Here is a 21,000-nt window from a genome sequence, read left to right as displayed (position 1 = left end):
ATACTGACATAGGGCTGTCACTACCGGCTGTTTATTTTGTATTTCACTAATCAAACTAAATAGTCCATGGAATTGAAGAAAATACATCCGATGCAGGTCTTGTGTTTTGAAACGAAAACAAAACTTTCAGAAATCGGAGAATATGTCCGCGTAGTTGCGCACAAAATGTATCAGGCTGCTGTTCAAAACGATTTGGAAATAACAGGACCTGTCTACTGGATTTACGATGGAATGGATGGAAATCCTGAAACCGTTTTTTCGCTCACCATTGCTTTGCCCATAACTTTTAAAGAAAAAGAACTTAACAATTCTGATTTCAAACTGAAAAGTCTTCGGTCATTTCAATGTGCAACCACTCAGCATCTTGGAGATTGGGGCAAGCTGGGAGAAACGTATGGTACCCTGATTCCCAAAATACTTTCCAGTGGCCTGACCATGAGCGGAGAAAACCGGGAAATTTATCTGAATATAGATTTTCAAAATACTGAGGCCAATATTACTGAAATTCAAATAGGAATTACCGAGCATTAATCTTCTATGTCTTACTGCGATTACGTCAACAACAATCCATCCGAACTTCCGGATTATCTGCTTCACAAACATTATCATGACCATCAATATGGTTTTCAAATTGATGACGATGATGAACTTTTTGGCAGATTTATTCTGGAAATTAATCAGGCAGGATTAAGCTGGACGTTGATGCTCCGAAAACAGGACGGATTTAGAAAAGCATACAGCGATTTTTCAATTGAAAAAATTGCGGCTTATACAGAAGAAGACCGTGAAAGATTATTACAAGATCCGGGAATAATCCGTAACCGTTTAAAGATTAATGCTGCAATCGTCAACGCACAAAAAATCGTCGAACTGAAAAAAGAATATGGATCCTTCAAAGGCTGGCTTAATGCCTATCACCCCTTGACCATAACAGAATGGTTGAAATTATTTAAAAAGAATTTCAAATTTGTTGGCGGCGAAATTGTGAATGAATTTTTAATGAGCACCGGGTATTTGCCTGGTGCGCATAGTGTTGGGTGTCCGGTTTATGTGGAGATAAAATAGCTTTCTGAAATTGAATTACAGAAGTCTTTTGAATTTTCGCTTTACGTTAGCTGAATTTCTGAAACAACTTAATAACTTTTCAAATTCATTTGCTAGTAGCGTTCCTATTATTTTATAATCTAATCCTTCAACAGGATAAATATCTTTTAAATTGCTGATTTCATATTCATCAATCTGCTGCCCGTAAACATAAGTATTGAGAGGAAACGCCCAGTTATTTGTGGTCACCGCATATTTCTTCGCTTGAAAAATATAACAGTTAAAAGCAGCTTCCGGAATTTCTATACATCCATGGTTTTCCAAAACATCAGTTGGACGAAAATCTAAACTGGAAGGCAGGCTTGCCAATAAAGACTTACCGTCAATTACCTTCAAAATAATAAAATATTTAGGTTTTGACTTATTCCCATTTTTAAAATAAAATGGGTCGAAATATAAAATATCGCCTTCCTTGTCCAATCCTATCTAAATTTTCAATGACTGACTTTTTCCAAGATATTCTCGTTGGTCCTCATAAATAGCTTTTTTAACAGGCATACCATCAAGTAACCGTGAGAAGTCTATTGGTATCTCAGTTGAGTTCATTTTACCTTCTTCAAGATATTCTAACACGCCATGCTCCGAAGCAGTAAGATACCAAAGAGAATGTTTACGATGTGTGAGCTGAACAAGTTCTGACGCAGAGTAGTCTTTGAATGTTGTGGTGATATGTTCCAATAATTTCATTTCATTATCTGAAAACTCATCATCGGAAAATTCTACCTTAGGGAAAATATCGATGTTAGCATCCACATCTATATTTCTTCTGATATATTTAGATAACAATACTGGTTCATCTGACGACAGATCTACAAATATGTCACGTGAAACAGGACCCAATTTCCAAACTGTAAAGTCCAAATTAAAAAAGGGCAATCCATACGTTCTTACGCTATATTCTTCAATCAGGTAGATTAATTTAAGCAATTTAGTTTTAGACAGTGGTTTTATCCGCTCTGCTAAATAAACTACCGCATTACCAATTTTATCAATTTCAGAAAGAGAAAAAGGATTTGCCATAATATGTTAGTTTTCAATATAAAGGTAATCAGGATTAAGACATTATCTATTATACAAACAACCATCTACCCTCTCAATATTTCAACTCCCCTGCTCCTCCTCCCAAACCGCCAACGCCAGCTTAATCTGCCCATAATCATATTTCTCATTCAGCAGTTCAAACAGCGGTTTTAATGGCTCATCACGACGTATGCTCATTTCCTGCGCTGCGGTTATGATGATTTTATAAACAGCCGGGTCAATTAATGCTTTCAGATTAATGTCATGTCCATCTTCTTTTAATTTTACCAAATGAGAAATAATGGTAACCGGATTCAGGTCACGTTTTTCTGCTATTACTTTTAAAGAATAACCGGCTTTGAATAAATCCCAGGTTTCTACGTAGGTCATTCCTTTGGCTACGCGTGTTCCTGGTTTGGTATTTTCCCTGGCGAAATCAACAATTTCCTTGATAAATGTTTCTCCATAATTTCGGAAACGCTCGGTACCAATACCAGAAATTGCCTTCATCTGGGCTTCCGAAACCGGTCTTTTTTGCGCCATTTCCGATAAAGTAGCATCGGTAAAAACTACATAGGGAGGAACGCCCATACGGTCTGAAATCTGCTTGCGAAGTATCCTTAACCGCTCAAAAAGTGCATCACGGATAATTTCCTGTTTCGGTTTTTCTCTTGGAAGCTGTGCTTCTTCTTTGGCTTTTCTTTCAGAAAGTGGAATGAACCTTACCAGCTCAACTTTTCTTTTTCCATATAAAACCTGATTACTGGCTGGGTTTAATTTGAATGAATGCGCTTCGTCATACGCAATATCCATCACGCCGGAATTCAATAACTGACTGATATATTCCGCCCATTCTTCACCACGCAGATCATGTCCGACGCCAAAAGTTGGCAGTTTATCATAACCATACTGCAAAACATTTTTATTCCGGCTTCCACGTAAAATGTCAATCAGCATACCCATAGCTACTTTTTCTTTGGTACGGGCAATTCCTGAAAGTGCTTTTTGTGCAATAACCGTCGCATCAAATCGTGATCTAGGATTCCGGCAAACATCACAGTTCCCGCAATCATGATCGACAGCTTCATTAAAATAGCTTAACAAAATTCTCCTCCGGCAAATATCTGCTTCCGCATATTGTTTCATCCGGTTCAGCTTGGCATTCAATAATTCTTTTTGTGCTTCAGACTGATCCGAATTGGCTATCATATCCTGCCGGGTAATGATATCCATATAACTGTAAAACAAAACCGTGTCAGAAGGCGATCCGTCACGTCCGGCCCGACCGATTTCCTGATAAAAACTTTCTACATTAGATGGTAAATTGTAATGAATAACCCAGCGAACGTTGGACTTATCAATCCCCATTCCGAAAGCAACCGTAGCCACAATGATCTGGATATCATCACGTAAAAATTGATCCTGGACTTTGGACCGTTTTTCAGATGGTAGCCCTGCATGATAAAATTCAGCTTCAAATCCAGCTTTTTGTAAACTTGCTGTTACGGTTTCGGTCCCTTTCCGGCTCAGACAATAAATAATTCCGGCCTGGCCATTATGCTTTTTTAAGAAAGTTTGAATTTGCTGTATTCTGCCTCTTCCTGGTAAAACATTCAAACTTAAATTCGGTCTGTCAAAACTTGCTACAAAAGTTTGTGCTTCTTCAATACCGATTTGTTTTAAAATATCCCGGCGGGTAACCCGGTCAGCGGTTGCGGTCAGGGCTATGACCGGAACTTCCGGAAAATATTTCTTCAACGCACTTAGCTGACGATATTCCGGGCGAAAATCATGGCCCCAGGAAGAAATACAATGCGATTCATCAATGGCAAAAAGTGAGACATTCCACTCTCTTAAAAATTCAAATGTATTTCCCGAAAAAAGTCTCTCAGGCGCTATATAAAGCAATTTCAATTCACCGACTTTGGCCTGCCACATGACCTGATCCTGTTCAGCAGAAGAAAGTGAAGAATTCAGAAAAGCCGCGTTAACACCATTAACTCTAAGTGCCTCAACCTGATCTTTCATCAAGGCAATCAATGGAGAAATGACAACCGTTAATCCTTCACGGATTATGGCAGGAATTTGAAAACAAACTGATTTTCCCCCACCCGTTGGCATCAATACCAGACAATCGTTTCCGGCCATTACCGTATCAATAATCTCAGCCTGCTGAGGCCGGAAAGAATCGTACCCGAAATATTGTTTTAAAGCCTGTTCTTTATTTATAGACATGATGAAGTGATTTCGAAGCGTAAGCCAATAAAAATTTGATCTCAGAAATAACTTCTGTTGTCAACCGTGGATCTGTTTTATTATAAAACGAAAATATCCGCAAAAGTAACGATTCAAAACTGATACATGACCTGCGCTTTCAATTCACTTCGCTTTTTCCCCTGTATCTCGTTAAGCCCGGAACTGATTTTATCCAGTTTTGAGTAATGCGTTTGTGACCACCGCAGCCAGAGTTTCATCTTTTGTGTCAACGGATAACGCAGCATTAAATAGTGCCTCGTGCCTTGGTCATAATAGGCAGGAAGTGAAAAGGCATACAACATATCTTTTTCATAAACATATTGCCGGCTGTCATAGTTATCAGTTTTAAAAATTGCAATCCGTCCGCTAAGTTCAAGTTTTGAAAGCCGGTAAGTAATGTCCTGCACAATTGTAAATCCGGATGATTTCGATTTCCCTTCATACCAGAAATCTCCGCCTTGCAAGCGCGTACGAACTGAAAATCGAAGAGGAACTTCATATTCAAAATTAATCATCGCTGTTCTGCGTGTCGTTTCTAATACCTGCGGAATTGGAAATTTCGAATCAGGCTCGTTATGCGCTTTGTGTTTTTCATGAAATACTGCGTACATATTCAGCTTTTTATTCGGTTTCCAAAGCACGTGCAGGAAATAGTCTTGTCCGTCAGAAGGTGCATTAATCTGGTATTTCAGCCAGGGAAAATGAAACCGGTCATAAAATCCACTGAACTGCCAACGCCGGTTTGGGGAATAACGAAGTCCCCAGTAAGTACCCGTTTCATTAATCGGACGTGTTGCTTCGCTGATTGAACCGCCGTACAGGGAATGAAAATTCCGGTCGTAATGTCGAAGTAAAAGTGTAAAATCAATTGCTCTTCCCAAACCGGCAATTAAACCTCCAATCCCTCCCAACCCACCGCTTTTAGATCGTGCGCCTTCACCGAAAAAATGCATGTTCTGCCAGCGATAATCTCCATGAATTCCAATCACCGTATTTTGGTTTCCATGAAATTCAAACCTGTTATAGAGGTCATCTTTCTTTTGTAAAGTTGCGCTGTAAAAGGTATTTAAAACCGTAATCCCTATCTGACCTCGCTGGGAAAGCAATTTATAAAGCGCGTGAAAACCAACATTTTGCTCACCAATAGTTCCCTGATTTTCACGTTCCGTTTTTGTCCGGTGATAGCCGGAAATTTGTAAAGACGAAACAGTTAGTTCATCCTGAACATTCACATTGTTTTCCAGGCTTCCGTCCCGTCTTGTGTAGGAATAAAACAGGGTTACATCCAGTTGCTTTTTTAATGCATATGTTGCGGCGGTACCGCGAAAAAACCCTGATTCCAAAACGGAAGTAAAGGGTCGCAAACCCAGTGTACTTCGATAAGTCGTTCTGATAACTTCCGAACCTTTTCCCAAAGAAAATCCGCCTGACATGATCAAACCTTGTCCGGCCTGCATTTGATAATCACCAATAATGAGATTTTTGAGTTTACCACGATTCATGATCTGTGCATGAAAAGAGGTAAAATCTGCACCGAATATTTGTTTTTTCGGCTGCCAGCTTAAAATTTCCCCGGCATCATTTTCCATGACCAACCCAAAACTATATGAACCAGCCCGGGCGTAGCGGTACCGGATATTTCCATATAAAGGTTTGCCCTGATAACGGGTAGTTGAACGGCTAGAAGTGTCGACGGATGTAAATCCCTTTTGTTTTTCCAACACACGACCGGACCTTAACAATAAGAAATGCTGAGACGGATTTTGCAAAGATTCTTTGAAAGGCAATGCTCCGGGCCGAACAATTACAAAAGGAATTAACTTTCGGATTGTTATTATATCAAAATCCGGAACGGCCTGTAATTCGTAAAGAGAGAGAAATAGTCCAAGTTTCTGACGATAATCAAAAAACGATTTTATCTGAACTTCTGAAAGAATTAATGTCGCTGTCAATTCATCCGTCGTAACTGAATTCAGGTCAAGCGGATTCGTATATAACTGAAACAGTAATTCATACAAACCTTCATTACTATTTTCTTCGGTAGCAATCGGGATCAGATCCTGAATAAACTGGTTTATATCGATTTCCTGCCGTGGTGGTTCCTGAGCAAAAAGATTTTTAATAAACAGAAATATGCAAAAAAGTGTTAAAACACCTAACCGAAAAATCGCACATGAATGCCAGTGTACTGGCTTCATGTGCGATTTTTCTATATTCTTCGTCATCCTTTACGGATTTGTGTTACATGATTAAAAGGCCTTCAAACTTAAATCAAGACTTTGTATCTGATGTGTCAATGCGCCGCTGGAAATGGAATCAACTCCGGTTTCGGCTACTGCACGTAATGTCTTTTCAGTAATATTTCCCGAAGCTTCTGTTTCAAAACGTCCGTTAATCCGCTTTACCGCTTCACGCATATTTTCCAGAGAAAAATTGTCAAGCATAATTATATCAACCTGGCCAACACGTAAAACTTCATCAACCTCAGCCAGACTGCGTGTTTCAACTTCAATTTTCAAATTTTTTCCATTTGCCTTCAGATAATTTCTCGCGTTGGTAATCGCTGCTTCAATTCCACCAGCATAATCCACATGATTATCTTTCAGCATAATCATATCATAAAGACCCATTCTATGATTAACAGCTCCGCCAATTTTCGTCGCCATTTTTTCAAACAAACGGAAATTTGGTGTTGTCTTGCGAGTATCCAATAGCTTCACAGGAAGGTCACCGATGATATCAACCATTTCCCGTGCATAAGTAGCAATGCCGCTCATACGCTGCATAATGTTCAGCAATAGTCTTTCAGCCTTCAAAATCAACTGCGCACTTGCTTCAATAACCATCACAATATCTCCAACTTTGATACGCGTTCCGTCCTGAATAAAAACTTCAACGTTGGCTTGGGGATGATTATATAACGTTGCTGTTTCTTCCAAAATAACAAGTGCCACCTCAACACCCGCCAGAATCCCTTCCTGTTTTACCAGCAAACGTGCTTTTTTCATGGCATCAGCGGGTACGCTGGAAAGAGAGGAATGATCTCCGTCGCCGATATCTTCCAACAATGCCAAATGAATTAAATCGCGTAGTACCCGTGGGTTGGTTTCCATTTTTTTGAGATAATTGTATTGGATAATTTCTAAATCTAACAATGAAAAAGTGACGATCTCATTGTAAAATCACAGTCATAACCCAACACTTAATGAATACGTTCTTTTTATAATGAAGTCACAAAAATCAGAATGTCTGACTCCGGTAAGCCATATTGTAACGGATCGCAAAAGAGAAAATTTTAGATTTTTCCGCGACGTTGACATCCTGCGATTTAATATTCCGGAACAAACAACGGGCATCCACAAAGAAATTATGTGCCAGCGAATAAGTCAGACGTAAATCAGTAAAGGAAGTTTTGGCCAACATCCCTTGCCCGATTTTATGCCCTAAATTATTATTCCCCGGAATTACAGCTGTCCGTGTGTCATAATCCAATAGCGGATTACTACCAAAATTTGCATCTGATCCTGTCGGATCTTTTCCTTGTTTTGCCCACATTTGCGTGCCATAAATCGAAAGTCGTGGTGTAACTTTATATCTCACAATTCCCAGCAATTCTTTAAAATTAGCCCCCAGAGGATGCGCCAGCGGCTGATTATAATGGACATAATTTCGGCCTCCGTCTTTATGGGAATAGGTATATGGCCGCACAATATTTAATTCCGTTTGCAAATCCAGATTGGGAATTCCAAAAGCATCAATGTATTTTCCGCCCAGCTGAAAACTGTATTTATTGGTCCAGGATCCGTCGCCATTAAACATATGTTTTGTCAAAAACTCATCCAGAATGAACTGACTGTAAATGGATCCTTTTTTCCCAACTAGCCATCTGAAATCAAAACCGAGCAGGGCATTGTCCTGGCTCCCGATGTAGGATTCGATATAACGGTAAAAAATAATCGGGTTCAGATAATTGATGTCAAAACCTCCGCTGGTAGAATCCCTGCTGAAAACCTCCGCTTCGAAAACTCCTATATTAATCTTGTCCGTAACGTTAACACTTAAATGATGTATGGCTGAAAACTTTTTAGCACTCAAAAGACCTTTACTCGCTCCCTGCTGATTGTTGATCATGCTAGACCACAAATTGGTATAGTGAAAACGACCCAGCTGGGTATCAATTCTTAAAAATAAATAAGGGCTGCTGTTATCTGAGAGCAATAAGGAACGGTACCCGCTGCCAAAAACATTGACATCATGGCCGAACTTAACATTGATAGCCTTCAAAGGTTTAAAAGTGATATAACCTCTTGCTGAAAAATAATCAACGCCTTTATCATTCTGGATTTTCTTTGCCAATCCTTCCCCGGGGAAATTATAATTCTTGGTATAATCCATAACATACTTAGGAAATACACCTTGATTATCACTGACATAAGTATAAAATCCCAGCTTTTCGTTGATCATTCCGCGGATTTCAACGCCTCGGCTTGTTAGCCAAAGCGGTGAATTAACGTTGTTGTCGCTTCCGATAAAATTGTTGGTAGTAAAATTTAAATGCAGATCGAAATCTTTATCATGATAACTTAAAAAATCGGCCGGGTGCTGCCAGAATCTTCTTTGTCCGTTACTTTTTCTTCCCTTAAAAAGTCCGAATTTATTACCGGGATCCAGCCGGGAAAGTTTCGATGACCGGGCCGAATCGGTTGGAACAAAACCCTTGGCCCATTCCCAGCTATCCTCTCGTAAATAGTCGATGGTCTGCCAATCCCGCTCTGTAAGCGATACATTCCCCTCTTTTAGTATAGAATCCGTCAATTCAACGATTGCCTTTCTCTCAAATGGTTTTACATTTGAATGAAATCCTTCGGAAAATTTTCCACGCTTAATTTCCAGGCGATCGATTAAGTGATAATAATCATCATTTATAGGAGCAAAGGTACTCTGGGAAAAAACAGATGATGAAGTAATTAATATAAAAAAAACACATAAGAAGAACTTGTCGAAGCGTTGGTTCATAGATAAATATTTCTATTATGCGGGTAAAATCGGCATTAGTGCACCTAATTTGAACGAAAGTGTCAAATTTCGTCAATCATATTGTAATATCTTGTATTGAATAGGTTAAAATAAGATCAAAGTTATGTTTTTACTATCCCAGAAGCCTTCCATTGCTGATCATTTCATTGCTGAACTACGCGATTCCGATGTGCAGAAAGACCGAATGAGATTTCGCCGAAATATTGAACGTGTCGGTGAACTGCTCGCGTACGAAATTTCAAAATCATTGATTTATCGCACCACTTCGGTAGAAACGCCATTGGGAAATGCTCCTTCAAGATCTTTGCTTCAACCGGTTGTACTCGCTCCGATTTTACGGGCCGGACTTCCCTTACATCAGGGTTTTCTTAATATGTTTGACAAAGCAGATAATGCATTTGTTGGTGCCTATCGCGGACATAATCTTAAAGATGATGAATTTGAAGTAGAAATGGACTATATCACTAGTCCTGACCTGAGTGGTAAAACGCTGATCCTGATCGATCCAATGCTTGCAACGGGACGTTCTCTGGAAAAAGTTTACCACGCACTTCTACGTTTTGGAATACCCGCACAAACACATATTGCGGCTGTGATAGCAAGTCCGGAAGGCGTTGATTTCCTGCAAAAACGTGTCCCACAGTGCAGATTATGGGTTGGAGCTTTGGACGAACGTTTGAACGAACAATATTATATTGTACCAGGACTGGGAGATGCCGGCGACCTGGCGTTCGGATCAAAATAATCCTTATAAATAATCAAACTTTGATTAAAATATTTATCCGTACCACGGCCACAACCGTAGTACGGTTTTTTTTCAATTTAATAATTCGTCAAAAGTAATTGACACATAATACATCGCTCCGACCGACGGATTAGCCCAACCCGTTGTATAAAGTTTTCCGGTCAGGTTTGTTCCGCCAATTTTAATAATCGATTTGATAGAGGACATTTTTCGACTGATTTGTGCATCCAGCGTTGAATAAGCTGGTATTACCGTTTTTTGCTGAATATTAGCTGCTATACTGGCAACGGTTGCCTGCCAAACCATACTGGACTGATGGCGGAAAGTAACTCCGAAACCCCAACCCGTCCGGTTAATATCACGGTTTGAAAAACCCAGATTGAAACGATATTTTGGAGAATTAAAAAAGGTGACAAATGAAGGATCATTTTTCAGCAGCTGCGCATTGTTGTTCAGGATATTCTGGGTAAGGTTTCCATTGAAAGTATATCCTTTTCCCAAAACATAATCAAGCCCTACGCCCCAACCTGAATTTTTTACCGTTTGTGTGGCGTTGACCGGCATACTGTACGCATTTCTTTTTGTAGGATCCAAAAGATCTGTAAGCGGACCGTTCGGATCTTTTTTCTGTAAAAGAACTGTGATTCCGTCAAAGGTTAGAAAACGGTTGTAATAGTAAAATGCATCGATATATAATTTATTGCCAATAACTCCCTTGTAACCAACCTCATAAGTTTGAACACGTTCCGGCTGCCATTCACGGAATTTGTATGGTTTTATGCTTCCATCCTGCACATTGGTAGAAGTAATTGCTGTTTGCTCATACACAGCATTTGTTATCATATTATATTTTTCACGGAACAACGGAAGTCCGCCTACCAGCCTTACGCTTGGCGTCAACAAATTAATATATTGATTTTGCGTTGTTGGAATCCTGAAACCGCGTTGAAAAGACGCACGGAAATTATGATTTTTTGCTACCGTATAAACTCCGGAAATACGCGGACTAAACTGGCCTTTAAAATTCATGTTTTTATCATATCTGACAGATGCGGTCAGTTTGAAAACATCATTGAAGTTTTTGGATGCCTGGGTGTAAGCACCATATTCCCGGATATTAAATTCTTTTCCCGTCGGCGTTCCGTCCTGGGTTTCAAATAATGTTCCGCCGGAATTAAGATCGTAAATCCGATAATTTGCGCCTGCAATTAATTCTATAACTTTTGGGTCAATCAGCTTTGTGAAATTATACATTCCTTCCGCATGGTATAGATTCGATTTGTCAAGGAATTTTGCTCCGTTTGGAATCGGCTTGGTTTTAAGGTCAGAAACTGTTGATTCAAATTGCGTACCGCCTGGTAAATATTGCTGGTTTGCAGTAGCAATTCCTGGGGCCAAAGCTGTGGTCAACCATTGCGTACTGTTTGCTCCGGCATATGCATTTGCCGCCGTAGATGCTGCCTGAATAGCCTGCTGCTGAGATAATCCGCCAGCAAGCCCCGCCTGATAAGCCTGAAGTAACGCACCACCATATTGGGTCAAAGCGGTATTCAAAAAAGAAGGAAGACCAACGCCCAAAGCGGTTTGTAAATAACTCTGACTGACCAGGCTTCCTAAAACGCCCATCGCATAAGCATCTCCTGAGTTTTCCCTGGTCATGTAGGCACGCACGAAAAAGTTACTTCCTTTAATTTCTGCCTTGTATTGGCCAATAGAAAAATTTTGAATGTTATACCGATCCGCACCCGTATAAACAGCCGAACCTTTACCCCAGTTTACCTGCAAAATTGCTTCCACATTATCATTTAAGCGATAATGCAGCGAAGCATTCAGTTTTAAACTTTTGGCCGGATAATTGGTTAAAGCATTTTCTGCATATCCCGGTGCATTTAAATAATATTGCGGGACTACTTTACTAAAAATTGAACGTGCAATGTCAAGCTGCTGAAGCGGGGTTTGTCCGCCTAATAATTGTGGCAATGTCAAATTACCGGCTTGTGGAATCTGTGTTGTATAAATCGCTCCAAGTGCTGCGGACGTTCCGTTTGATCCATTTCCGGGAATTCCATTGGCATACAGCACATTGTATACATTCGCTCCCACATCACCCAACCGGTTAACCCCGTCGTAATATGGATTTTTCATTGCATTATTATTATTGTTTTCAAGCGTGGTTCCATTCACCAGACTTTGATCCCGATAATCGGTTGCCTGCCAATCTTTTGCGGTCAGATAAGAAGCGTTTACTTTGAATGCCAGACGGTTGTTAAATGCTTTGGCATAACGAATACCCACATCATAAAAAGGGGTATTTGTTTTAGTCCGGTTTGAAGCGCTCATCACACCCGATTTCCCATAGGCACTCAGTCCCTGATAGGTGAACGGAGATTTACTATTCATTAAAATAATCCCGTTGATCGCATTTGGACCATATAATGCCGAAGCTGCTCCCGGCAAAATCTCGACACTTTCTACGTCTAATTCAGGAATACCGGCCACGTTACCTACCGGGAAATTTAATCCCGGCGCCTGATTATCCATTCCGTCAATTAATTGGACAACACGGGTATTTCCATTCGCTCCAAATCCGCGGGTACTTACCGATTTAAAAGTAAGTGATTGCGTACTCATTTCGACACCTTTCAAATTTTGAAGTGCGTCATAGAAAGACGCCTGAGGAGTTTCCCGAATTGTACGGATATCAATTTTTTCGATAGAAACCGGGGAACGCATTACACTTTCTTCTACTCTGGAAGCTGATACAACCAGCTCTTTTCCCAAAATAGCCTGCTCGGCCAACTTAACTTCAATGTTGGAAATACCGCCGGTAATATTGATTTCCTGTGTTTCAAATCCTACTGAAGAAACTGTCAGTGTGAACGGCGGTACTGAACTGGTAGCTAAATTGAACCTGCCGTCTCCATCCGTAATAGTACCGATAATTTTGCCTTTGACCTGAATGCTTACACCGATCAGCGGTTCGTTTGTTGAAGCCTCTACCACTTTTCCGGTGATATTGGTCTGTGAAAAAGCAAGGCCACAACAAAGTAAAAATATCATAACCAGGCATGATACTTTCCGGGTAAAAATTGAATCCATAATCTTAATGGGTTATAGTTTGTCTTGAAGCAATTTAGGTGAATTAAGTAACATGTTAGTATTTTTATTCTATTTTTTCTTTATATTATTAACTAAATGAGAAATATTATTCGAATTAAGAATAAATGGGAATCAGACATTTTATTTTTTGTTAATTAGGGAGAAGCATTGAAGCCGATTGCTGAAAAATACATTAAGAAATTGACAGAATTGGCAACATCAATTGTTTATCCTTAGCTTTACCGCATCTAATACGCTATAAATAACTTTACACTTCTACAATGCAAAATACATTTGTGATCATCATGGCGGGAGGAGTTGGTACACGTTTCTGGCCTTTCAGCCGTACCGATTTTCCGAAGCAGTTTCATGATGTACTGGGAACCGGAAAAACACTTTTGCAACAAACAGTTGAACGTTTTGACGGCGTTTGTCCACCGGAAAACATTTATATCGTAAGCAGTCAGGAATATAAAAATATCATCAAGGAGCAAATTCCGATGTTATCAGACGACCAGATTCTTCTGGAACCGCATAGAAGAAATACTGCACCTTGTATCGCTTATGCATGTTATAAAATTGCTTCGAAAAATCCTGATGCAAACATTGTCGTTGCACCGGCTGACCATATTATTTTAAAGGAAGAAATATTTAAGGATACCATCAAAATAGCCTTAGGCGCAACCAGAAATGAGGATGTCCTGATAACACTGGGTATTCAGCCAACAAGACCAGATACAGGTTATGGTTACATCCAGTATATTCCGGATAAGTTAACTGTCAAAAAAGTTAAATCTTTTACTGAAAAACCGCATCTGGAATTAGCAGTGCAGTTTCTTGACAGCGGAGATTTTGTTTGGAACGCAGGTATTTTTGTTTGGAATGTACAAGCGTTTAAACGTGCTTTAAGGGCATACCAACCAGATATTGCTGAGATTTTTGAAAGCGGTGATAACTATTACTACAAGGAAACAGAAGAATCTTTTATTCATAAAGCCTATTCTCACTGCGGCAGTATTTCGATTGATAACGGTATCATGGAAAAAGCCGACAATGTACACGTAGTATTAAGCAGTTTCGGCTGGTCAGATCTTGGTACGTGGAAATCGCTTTACGAAGTTTCCAAGAAAGACGAATTTAAAAACGTTACAGAAGGAACTCTTATCCTGCATAACACAACCAACTGTATCATAAAAACACCCCAGGAAAAACTGGTTGTAATAGATGGCCTGGAAGGTTTTATTGTAGCAGAATACGACGGCGTGCTATTAATCTGCAAAAAAGATGAAGAACAAAAAGTAAAAGAATTCGTAGCCCAAGCGAAAGAGCTACACACGAAATATGTTTAAACGCAGAGGTAGGGGAGCGGTCCGCCGCGCGTTTAAACAATTACCGATTTATTTCGAAGAAGCGGACGTCTGCCTTAACTTTTTCTAAAATCTTCTGAGACCGTTCCGGTCTCGCGTCCGTTATAAAAACCTGACCCAGAAAACCGTCATCTATTAACTCGATCAATTTATTGATCCTTCTATCGTCCAGTTTATCAAAAATATCATCCAGCAAAAGAATTGGTGTTTTTTCCTTTTCAATTTTTAATAATTCAAACTGAGCAAGTTTCAGTGCGATAACGAAAGATTTTTGCTGTCCCTGGGAGCCGAATTTTTTTAAGGTTATGCTATCGATTTCAAAAACGTATTCATCCTTATGCACACCTTTTCCGGTACGTTGCGCGTGAAGATCGCGTGAGCGGTTTTTCCTGAATTCCTGGGCGAAATCTTCGGATGCCACTTCGCTTTCATATGAAACATCAACCTGTTCCTTGCCACTACTTAAAAACTGGTAGTATTTTCTAAACAAAGGAAGAAAACGATCCATGAAAGCGCGACGATGCTGATAAATTCGTATCGCCAAAACTATTAGAGGCTCATTGTAAGTATCCAGCAGATCTTCATCCAGATAATTTCGTTCTGCGAAAAGTTTGAGCAAACCGTTTCGCTGGGTTAATATCTTATTGTATTGCAAAAAATCATTTAAATATTCCGGAGTGGCCTGAGCAAGTACGCCGTCAAAAAATCTCCGGCGTTCTTCACTTCCGTCGCGGATTAAATCGGTATCGTTTGGAGCGATCAAAACAAGAGGAAAAAGTCCGATGTGATCACTCAACCTATCGTAATTTTTCTTGTCGGCCATGAAAATTTTCCGCTGACCGCGCTGAAAACTGCATGTAATCTGAATATTTTTTTCAGAATCATTAAAAATTCCATCCAGTATAAAAAAATCCTGTCCATGACGGATACCCAATGCATCCTGGTTATGAAAGGCACTTTTTGTGAGTGTCAGGAAGTAAATCGCGTCCAAAAGGTTCGTTTTCCCACTTCCGTTTTCCCCGACAAGACAATTTACACGCTCTCCAAACGCAAAACCTCTCTCTTCATAGCTCTTAAAGTACGTAAGATGGAGCTTTTCTAACCACATGAACTTCTTTGTTATATAGTTTATGCTTATTTTCGCAAATCATTTGCGTCGTTTACCGGCAAAAACAGATCTTGTTCAAACCACTAACTTTAAGACAAAGTTCTGTCTTTATAAACGAGAACCAAATACATGGCCACCGTTACTGAAAAAAAGAAAGCATCAGCTCCCAAATTACAGCATTCGAAAGAACGCTATATGTTCTGGTTCGAGAACATGTTATTACAACGCCGGTTTGAAGAAAAGGCTGGCCAGCTTTACGGACAGCAGAAAATTCGCGGTTTTTGTCACCTTTATATCGGGCAGGAAGCTTGCTCCACGGGAGCAGCCACGGCTTTGACAAAAGATGACAAGTTCATCACTGCTTATCGTGATCACGGTATTCCATTGGCGCTAGGTACTGATCCGAAAGCGATCATGGCTGAGCTATATGGTAAAAAAACAGGAACAACCAAAGGAAAAGGTGGTTCAATGCACATTTTTGACAAAGAACATAATTTTGTTGGAGGCCACGGTATTGTAGGTGCTCAGATTCCTTTGGGGGCTGGTATCGCATTTGCTGAGAAATATAACAAAACAGGCAATTTGTGTATCTGTTATTTCGGTGACGGAGCTATTCGCCAGGGTGCTTTTCACGAAGCATTGAACATGGCGATGAGCTGGAAACTTCCTGTTATTTTCGTTGTTGAAAATAATGGTTACGCTATGGGAACTTCGGTTGCACGTTCATCCAATGTTACTGAACTTTACACATTAGGTGAAGCTTACGATATTCCTTCGGAACCTGTTGACGGGATGAGCGTTGAAGCGATCCACGAAGCAGTGTCCCGCGCGGCAGAACGTGCCCGTAAAGGAGACGGACCAACTTTCCTTGAATTCCGTACGTATCGTTACCGTGGACACTCGATGTCGGATCCTCAGAAATACCGTTCGAAAGAAGAGGTTGAGGAGTACAAACACCGTGACCCGATTGAGCAAATCAGAGCAGTGATTCTGGATAACAAACTTGCTACCGAAGAAGATCTTGACGCGATTGACAAAAAGGTGAAAGAAATCGTTGCGGAATCTGTGCAGTTTGCTGAAGATTCGGATTTCCCGGATGCAAAAGAAGCTTACACAAATGTTTACGCTGAAGATGACTATCCATTTATCATGGACTAAGTCCTGATTATAAATTTATTAAGAGAAACCCGTCGAAACAATCCGACGGGTTTTTTGAGTAATTTCGATTTTTCGCTAATAAAAAAGATCGCGATGTCCCATTTACCCGTATATAGTGATCAATACCTAAAAATTGTATGCCCTTAGATCAAGAATTTGAGCACGAAGAAGAAGAAGAAGGAACAGGCCAGGAGATGTCTTTTATTGGACACCTTGAAGAATTAAGATGGCACGTAATCCGTGCAGTTGGATCTATAATGGTTTTTGCTATTATTGCCTACGTTTATATTAAAGATATATACCGTTATGTAATTCTTGCTCCTGCTAAAACTGATTTCTGGACTTACGGAATGATGTGTAAATTGTCCGACCTTGTTGATTATGATGAATTGTGTGTAAAAACACTTGACTTTAAAATCCAGAGTATTGGTGTTGGCGATCAGTTTACAATGGGTTTAACATCAGCGGTTATTGTAGGATTAATATTTGCCTTCCCTTACGCATTTTGGGAAATTTGGCGATTTATTAAACCAGGTCTCAAAGCTTCTGAGCGTAAATCTGCGAGAGGGGCCGTATTTTATGTTACTTTATTGTTCTTTTCAGGAGTTCTCTTCGGATATTTTATAGTAACGCCATTAGCACTTAACTTTTTAGCTAATTGGAAACTTGACGAATCGATTGCCAATGAATTCAACATTTCGTCTTACATTTCTACGGTAGCAACGCTTACCTTAGCATGCGGAATTGCATTCCAGCTCCCTATTGTAGTGTTTGTTTTATCCAAAGTAGGTATCCTGACACCTTCATTTATGCGTGAATATAGAAAACATGCATTCATCGTAATTTTGATCGTAGCGGCAGTTATTACACCATCACCTGATATTTACAGCCAGATTCTCGTAGCAATTCCATTACTTATGCTTTATGAAATCAGTATTTTGGTTTCCGGAAAAGTAGCCAGAGAAAAATTGCGTGAAGAACAAGCGTTACAAGGACCGTTATAAGAGTCCGAAGCATTAAGTAAAAAGAAGAAATATTAAAATTTCATACAGACCTCGGCCAATTGACCGAGGTCTTCTTTTTGATGTATCGCGCTGATCACTATTCTTGTGACAGGCGGATCCGTTGGTTGTGGATAGGAAAAACAGGAAGCCATAATTCCGTTTTCTTCCAGAAAATCAAAAAGTTTGTTATTCGAACTGCAAAAAACAGGATAGTCAGGTGTGCTTACAAAAAGATTGGTTTCAGTCAGTTTCCCGGCGATATAGTTAATATTATCAAGCAGCTGCTGATGAGCAACCGGATAAGTATTTGATTCCAGCAACTTGTTTAATGCATATATATACGCTGGCGGCGCAGGGGAAGCACCTGCAAAAAAAGGACTTTTTCGGATCGTATCTATTATATCATGGTTTCCAAAAATCACGCCGGATGGAATTCCCAGTGCTTTATTTAAGGAAGAAGAAACGATTAATTTAACTTGTTGAATCGAAGATAATTCTCTAAATATCCCTCCCCCATTTTTACCCAAAACACCCAATCCATGGGAATCGTCGACGATAAGATATATTTCTCTGTAAAATGGGAGTGTTTTAAAAATCGAAAAATCAAAACTTTCGACAAAAGGAGACCCTACGGAATCTGAACAAATGATGTGACCGCAGTCCACGTTGCTTTCCTGAATTGTTAAAATGGTATCTTTTGCCCAATCTTCCCAACCTGAACTTGCAGAAATATATTCCACTCCCCATAACGCAGGATGAACCCTGGGCGCGTAATGATAATGAATATTGGAGGTGTGGAAATTTTTATCTTGTAAATCGGTCGTAATAATCTTCGGCAATACTTTCATAAGCAACTGCCCAGCCCACATGCCGGATGACGTTGTTAGTGCCGCAGGCGCGCCGGAAAAATTTGCCAGTGCAGTTTCTGCTTCTTCGTAAACTTCCAGCCTCAGACTGTTATTTCTTGAACTACCGAAATGAGTACCGTAAATTGAAATTCCTTCTTTCAAATAAGTCAGAAATTCATAGTGATGCCCCATTCCCAGATAATCCGTTCCGCTGAAATAAAGATATTCTTTCCCGTTATTCAGTAAAACCTTTCGGCCGGGAAGATGACTGGTGGGATAAATTTTCATTTTAATACCGCGCCAGTCCCGTTTTCGGAGGCATAAATTACTTTTCCAAAATCAAAAGTTACGCCCGTTGCCGGATCGTTTTTGATTAGTAGAGAACCGTCCATATCAACATAATCAAGCAGCGGAAGCAAATGGCCAATAGCAGAAATTCCAACACTGGATTCTGTCATACAGCCTACCATCGTGGTCATATTCAGATCTTTGGCCTCCCTGATCATTCGTCGGGCGGAAGTCAACCCGCCACATTTGGTAAGCTTGATGTTCACCCCGTGAAAAAGCCCGTAACATTTTAATACATCACTTTCCAGAATACAGCTTTCGTCGGCAATCACAGGTAATGCACTACCGGAAAAAACTTTTTTCATTCCTTCAATATCATCAGCCGGTAAGGGTTGTTCAATAAATTCAACACCCAGTTTTTTTAGTTCACCAGAAAATTTAATCGTCTGTTCTGCCGACCATGCGCAGTTGGCATCAACACGAAAAGCAGCCGTTGTATGTGCACGTAATTCTCTTACAATCCTGAGATCATCGTCCGTGCCCAATTTAATTTTATAAATTGGCCAGGGAAGCTCCTGCATTTTTGATACCATTTTTTCAACAGTATCAATTCCAATAGTAAAGTTTGTTAACGGATTACGATCGATGGACAAACCCCAGGTTTCATATAACTTCTGTCCTTTTTTCTTGGCAAATAAATCATGGGCAGCTTCATCCAAAGCACATTGCGCAAAAGAGTTATCTGCCAGATACGGATTTACTTTTGCCCACAATTCCTCAGGAGAAGTCAGCTTGTCCTCCTCAATGATTGAACGGATACTTTCAAGAGAAGTTATCATTTTCTCAATCGTAGCACCGTAATAAGGATTGGAGGTGGCTTCGCCGAAACCGCTAAAATTTCCGTCTTTCAGCTCAACAATTAATGTCTGCTGCATATCGCGGGAATCGTGTGCGATGGTGAAAGTATGTTTTAATTCAAGATCGAAGGAATGAAATATCAGCTGCATATTTTACTTTTAATTGAAGTCAAGAAACCTGAATTTAATTTCTCATATCAAGTCCCCACGATAATTTACTGCGCAATGTATCCAAAAAGCTGTCGTCACGCATTTTTATAAGTCGGGCGGTAAAATCTGCTTTACTAACCGTTAGCTCTGTAACCTCGTCAACAACCCTTGAACGCGAATCCATTGAAACAAGAAAATTATTGCTGCGGCTTTTCACTTCCAGCCTGATCACCGAAGAATCTTCAACGACCAAAGGACGCACATTTAAATTATGCGGACTTACAGGCGTGATAATAAAATTCTGGGAATGCGGAACAAGAACCGGGCCGCCACAACTTAATGAATAACCTGTTGAACCCGTTGGTGTAGAAATAATCAACCCATCCGCCCAATAAGAATTCAAAAATTCATCATTGAGATACGTATGAACAGTAATCATGGAAGCCGTATCCGTTTTTGTGATCGTAAAATCATTTAATCCGAAATTTCTTCCTTCAAACAAATCGATATTGGATTCTACTTTTACGAGCGTTCTTTCATCAATTTTATATTGATTATTTTCCAGCGCTTCAATCATATCCGAAATCCGTTCAGGAGAAACCGTCGCCAGAAAACCCAGACGCCCTACATTAATACCAACAACAGGAATTCGTCTTTTGCCTACATGAGAAATTGTTTCCAGTAAAGTACCGTCTCCGCCCATGCTCACCACAAGTCTTGCGTCACATAATTCGTCAGGGTTTCCATAAACCAAATGCGAAAAATGCTGGATGCCTTGCTTATCCAAAAAGGACCTGAACGGCTCGGAAAGCTGAACGTCAATTTTACGACGTGCCAGCTCACTGAACATAGATTCTATAAACGGGCGAGCAGACTCATTAAAGTTGCGTCCGTGAATTGCTATTTTCATGAAAGAAAAAGTATGTGATCCTTTTAGTCCGCAAGATACGGGACAAAAT

At 40.0% G+C, this 21,000-nt stretch carries 17 protein-coding genes; 6 read left to right on the top strand and 11 right to left on the bottom strand.

The window, feature by feature from the left end:
• Positions 1-66 precede the first annotated feature (66 nt).
• On the top strand, positions 67-531 hold the full coding sequence (locus tag FDK13_RS00650; RefSeq protein ID WP_137338049.1) for a GyrI-like domain-containing protein: 465 nt from the start codon (positions 67-69) through the stop codon (positions 529-531).
• A gap of 6 nt (positions 532-537) precedes the next feature.
• On the top strand, positions 538-1,065 hold the full coding sequence (locus tag FDK13_RS00645) for a DNA-3-methyladenine glycosylase I (protein WP_137338048.1): 528 nt from the start codon (positions 538-540) through the stop codon (positions 1,063-1,065).
• Positions 1,066-1,080: 15 nt separating this feature from the next.
• Here FDK13_RS00645 and FDK13_RS00640 read toward each other — a convergent pair whose 3' ends face one another.
• The 6 genes from FDK13_RS00640 to FDK13_RS00615 all read right to left on the bottom strand — a co-directional run bounded on the left by FDK13_RS00640 (position 1,081) and on the right by FDK13_RS00615 (position 9,396).
• Positions 1,081-1,440, bottom strand: coding sequence for a hypothetical protein (locus FDK13_RS00640; protein WP_170982679.1), 360 nt, complete (start codon positions 1,438-1,440; stop codon positions 1,081-1,083).
• A gap of 90 nt (positions 1,441-1,530) precedes the next feature.
• Positions 1,531-2,124: a Panacea domain-containing protein gene (locus tag FDK13_RS00635; RefSeq protein WP_137338046.1), complete on the bottom strand. Its 594-nt coding sequence runs from the start codon at positions 2,122-2,124 to the stop codon at positions 1,531-1,533.
• Between the two features lie 81 nt (positions 2,125-2,205).
• Positions 2,206-4,359, bottom strand: coding sequence for a DNA helicase RecQ (recQ, locus tag FDK13_RS00630; protein WP_137338045.1), 2,154 nt, complete (start codon positions 4,357-4,359; stop codon positions 2,206-2,208).
• A gap of 113 nt (positions 4,360-4,472) precedes the next feature.
• Positions 4,473-6,605 carry a ComEA family DNA-binding protein gene (locus tag FDK13_RS00625; RefSeq protein WP_137338044.1) on the bottom strand — a complete coding sequence of 711 codons (2,133 nt, stop codon included), beginning with the start codon at positions 6,603-6,605 and terminating at the stop codon, positions 4,473-4,475.
• Positions 6,606-6,629: 24 nt separating this feature from the next.
• Complete coding sequence (nadC, locus tag FDK13_RS00620) at positions 6,630-7,493, bottom strand: carboxylating nicotinate-nucleotide diphosphorylase (RefSeq protein WP_137338043.1); 864 nt, start codon at positions 7,491-7,493, stop codon at positions 6,630-6,632.
• 127 nt (positions 7,494-7,620) lie between these two features.
• Positions 7,621-9,396, bottom strand: a complete 1,776-nt coding sequence (locus FDK13_RS00615; RefSeq protein WP_137338042.1) for a capsule assembly Wzi family protein — start codon at positions 9,394-9,396, stop codon at positions 7,621-7,623.
• Between the two features lie 124 nt (positions 9,397-9,520).
• Between FDK13_RS00615 and upp the strand changes: the two genes are divergently transcribed.
• Positions 9,521-10,162 carry a uracil phosphoribosyltransferase gene (gene upp, locus FDK13_RS00610; protein ID WP_137338041.1) on the top strand — a complete coding sequence of 214 codons (642 nt, stop codon included), beginning with the start codon at positions 9,521-9,523 and terminating at the stop codon, positions 10,160-10,162.
• Between the two features lie 72 nt (positions 10,163-10,234).
• On the opposite strand, the gene FDK13_RS00605 is transcribed toward upp, so the two are convergent.
• Entirely contained in the window at positions 10,235-13,261 is a 3,027-nt protein-coding gene (locus tag FDK13_RS00605) for a TonB-dependent receptor domain-containing protein (RefSeq protein ID WP_137338040.1), read from the bottom strand.
• Positions 13,262-13,542: 281 nt separating this feature from the next.
• Between FDK13_RS00605 and FDK13_RS00600 the strand changes: the two genes are divergently transcribed.
• On the top strand, positions 13,543-14,610 hold the full coding sequence (locus FDK13_RS00600) for a mannose-1-phosphate guanylyltransferase (RefSeq protein WP_137338039.1): 1,068 nt from the start codon (positions 13,543-13,545) through the stop codon (positions 14,608-14,610).
• Positions 14,611-14,650: 40 nt separating this feature from the next.
• On the opposite strand, the gene recF is transcribed toward FDK13_RS00600, so the two are convergent.
• Entirely contained in the window at positions 14,651-15,736 is a 1,086-nt protein-coding gene (gene recF / locus FDK13_RS00595) for a DNA replication/repair protein RecF (protein WP_137338038.1), read from the bottom strand.
• A 129-nt stretch (positions 15,737-15,865) separates the two neighbouring features.
• Between recF and pdhA the strand changes: the two genes are divergently transcribed.
• On the top strand, positions 15,866-16,894 hold the full coding sequence (gene pdhA / locus FDK13_RS00590) for a pyruvate dehydrogenase (acetyl-transferring) E1 component subunit alpha (RefSeq protein ID WP_137338037.1): 1,029 nt from the start codon (positions 15,866-15,868) through the stop codon (positions 16,892-16,894).
• A gap of 137 nt (positions 16,895-17,031) precedes the next feature.
• Positions 17,032-17,898, top strand: coding sequence for a twin-arginine translocase subunit TatC (gene tatC, locus FDK13_RS00585; protein WP_137338036.1), 867 nt, complete (start codon positions 17,032-17,034; stop codon positions 17,896-17,898).
• 32 nt (positions 17,899-17,930) lie between these two features.
• On the opposite strand, the gene FDK13_RS00580 is transcribed toward tatC, so the two are convergent.
• From FDK13_RS00580 to FDK13_RS00570, 3 genes are read right to left on the bottom strand one after another with little or no spacing between them, the layout of a single operon-like run.
• Positions 17,931-19,034 carry a pyridoxal phosphate-dependent aminotransferase family protein gene (locus tag FDK13_RS00580; protein WP_137338035.1) on the bottom strand — a complete coding sequence of 368 codons (1,104 nt, stop codon included), beginning with the start codon at positions 19,032-19,034 and terminating at the stop codon, positions 17,931-17,933.
• Positions 19,031-20,041, bottom strand: a complete 1,011-nt coding sequence (locus FDK13_RS00575) for a dipeptide epimerase (RefSeq protein WP_137338034.1) — start codon at positions 20,039-20,041, stop codon at positions 19,031-19,033. Before FDK13_RS00575 ends, FDK13_RS00580 begins: the two co-directional genes overlap by 4 nt.
• A gap of 34 nt (positions 20,042-20,075) precedes the next feature.
• A complete protein-coding gene (locus FDK13_RS00570; protein ID WP_137338033.1) occupies positions 20,076-20,951 on the bottom strand; it encodes an NAD kinase in 876 nt (291 codons plus the stop codon).
• Positions 20,952-21,000 lie beyond the last annotated feature (49 nt).

Origin of the sequence: Dyadobacter frigoris (assembly GCF_005280585.1) — a bacterium.
GTDB lineage: Bacteria > Bacteroidota > Bacteroidia > Cytophagales > Spirosomataceae > Dyadobacter > Dyadobacter frigoris.
Note: the sequence above shows the minus strand (reverse complement) of the source record. Positions and strands in the feature narration are given on the sequence as shown.